Below are 2,800 nucleotides of genomic sequence, written 5' to 3'. Positions count from 1 at the left end.
CCACGTCATCCGGCCCTGCTTGTACAGATCGTTGAGCGTGGGCATGAGGCTGTCCATCTGCCGCATTCTCTGTCCCCGGTCCTGCTGAAGGCACATGACGTCACTCTCCAGTCTTTAGGCGCTGGATTATCACCTCGGGATGCCTCTTTCAGAAGCAACCGAAGTGCCAGAGAGACAATTCAAGAAATTCGAGAGCTTGGCCGGCTCAGCTGTTCCTTTGAGTGGGACAACTCCGCCACATCGCGGCACGGGTACCCCACACACGGGCCATGAGCCCGGTCGGACCCCGCTTGTCATCGTGGCTTCCTTACTTGGACGACGCGACCTGGACACCATGATCCCGGATCTTAGATGACGGGATTCCGTCCGACTATTGGACCAAGGTCCAACCAAAGTCCAATAGATGCCGGGTTCGTGTCGACTAGAGTTCGGGCTAGTACTTGAACTCGAACTGCGTAACGACCTCCTGTCGCCGAAATAGTGGTTGGGCGGCGCACGGAACCTGTCAATAGGAATGAGACAAAGCGCTCACGAGATTAGTGTAGCGGCGCCTCCTCGGTAGTTCGGGTCGGCGGCGGTGAGCGCCGCGACAAGAATGGTGAGACCGAGGATCGCGAGCGCGATGGTCCTCTGCGAGCGACGAGAGACCAGCGTCGTGTTCGTCACGCACGATCCCCAGCAGGCGCGAGGCGCGCGAGGGCTCGGCTTCGAATGTGTGGGATCGTGAACCCGCCCCGGGCTCGCTGAGGTCCGGCGGCCGCCGGTTGCTACGGCACCCGGCCGTCGCGCGGGCGCCGCTCGCGCTCGCGCAGCTCGCGCCGCATGATCTTGCCTGTGGTCGTCGTCGGCAGGCTCTCGACGAACTCGATGTCCCGCGGATACTCATGCCGGGCGAGCCGTGTCTTGACGTGGTCGCGGATCTCCGATTCCAGCGCGGGAGAAGGCGTGTACCCTTCCCCGAGCACCAGGAACGCCTTGATGCTCTCGGTCCGCACCGGGTCCGGGACCCCGATCACCGCGGCGAGCCGCACCGCCGGATGGCGCACCAGCGCCTCCTCGATCTCCCCCGGCCCGATACGGTAGCCGGCTGACGTGATCACGTCGTCGGCGCGGCTCTGGTACCAGAAGTAGCCGTCCTCGTCGCGCGTCACGAGATCGCCCGTCAGCAGCCAGTCGCCGGCGAACTTGGCGGCCGTCGCTTCTGGACTGTTCCAGTACTCGAGCAGCATCACCGGATCCGGCCGCTTGAACGCGAGCTGGCCGACCTCGCCCGCCGCGAGCTCGTTGCCGTCGCCGTCGACGACGACGCCGACGTGCCCCGGCATGGCCAGGCCGAGCGAGCCGGGTTTTGGCCGCATCACCAGCTCGTTGTGGCCCAGCACCAGGTTGCACTCCGTCTGGCCGTAGGCCTCATTGATCCGGACGCCGAGCGTGGTCCGGGCCCACTCGATCAGCTCGGCGCCGACCGTCTCGCCGCCGGAGATCAGCGAGCGCAGCCGGAGGTCGAAGCGAGCGCGCGGATCGGGCACGGCACGCATCAGGCGGAGCATGGTCGGCACCAGCAGCGTGTTTCGCACGCCGTGCTTCGCCATCATGTGGTACGCCTGCTCGGGATCGAAGCCGGTCGACCGGAACGCGAGCACCGGCACCCCGTGGAACCAGGACGGCATCAGCACGTCCATCAGCCCGGCCAGCCAGGCCCAGTCGGCCGGCGACCATTGAAGATCGCCCGGCTGCGGGAAGAAGTCGTGGAGCACCTCCACGCACGGCACGTGACCGATCAGCGTGCGATGCGCGTGCAGCGCGCCCTTGGGGGGGCCGGTCGTGCCGGAGGTGAAGCAGAGGAGCGCGGGCTCGTCGGCCAGCGTGTCGACGGTGGAGAACTCCTCGCCGGCCTGGCTCATCAGCGCGTGGAGGTCGGCGGCACCGGCCGCCGGCCCGTCGACGCACAGCACGTTTGTGAGCCCGGGTGCTCGATCCTTGATTTCCAAGACCTTCGTGAGGTTCGCCGCGTCGGTCACCAGTACCCGCGCACCCGACGTCTCGAGACGGTACTGGATGGCGTCGGCGCCGAAGAGGACGGAGCAGGGCACGCTGATCATGCCGGCCCGCCACGCCGCCAGATGCAGCATGGCCGTCTCGGGCCGCTGGCCGAGCAGCAGCAGCACTCGATCGCCGCGTGACAGGCCGAGGCCAATCAGGAGGTTCGCGACCCGCTTCGACGCCCGCTGCAGGTCCCGGAACGTGTAGCGCCGAGCGGTACCGTCCGGCGCTTCGTGGATCAGCGCGACCCGGTCGCCCTCCGCTGCCCACCGGTCGCAGCACGCGACCGCCATGTTGAACCGTTCCGGGACGTTCCAGCGGAACGTCTCGTAGATCTCCTTGTACGTGGCGGCGCGAGTGATCAGCACGGCCGTCCTCCGTTGCACGCGGCCCGCACGAGACGGTTTTTGAGCGTGAGCCGGCCGAAAGAGATCGGGGTGAAGAGGGCCGAGGGCGGCATCAGGGGCGATCTTGCGCCGGCGAGCACGGGACAGTCAAGATGCGGCTTTCAAAAGAGCAGGCCCAGGTGCGTGAGGATCTTGCCCTCCTCCCGCAACTTGTGCTCCGGCCGGAAGACGCAGGGCTTGATAAGATGAAGACGGCCGTTCCAACGAGGTGCTCGGGCGGGCGAAGGCCGTCCCGTCCTTCCGAACGGAGGAGACCGTGCCGGAGATCACCGAAGGGGCCGCGCTCTGGGAGCCGTCGCCGGAGCGGCGGGAGCAGAGTCAGATGGCGGGCTACATGCGGTGGCTCGCCG

General features: G+C 67.0%; 1 protein-coding gene. It reads right to left on the bottom strand.

The window, feature by feature from the left end; translation table 11 throughout:
* Window positions 1-767: 767 nt before the first annotated feature.
* Window positions 768-2,408, bottom strand: a complete 1,641-nt coding sequence (locus Q7W02_03500; protein MDO8475256.1) for an AMP-binding protein — start codon at window positions 2,406-2,408, stop codon at window positions 768-770.
* Window positions 2,409-2,800 lie beyond the last annotated feature (392 nt).

Source organism: Candidatus Rokuibacteriota bacterium (assembly GCA_030647435.1).
GTDB lineage: Bacteria > Methylomirabilota > Methylomirabilia > Rokubacteriales > CSP1-6 > AR37.
The sequence above is the reverse complement of the archived record's forward strand: the minus strand, read 5'-3'. Positions and strand labels throughout refer to the sequence as shown.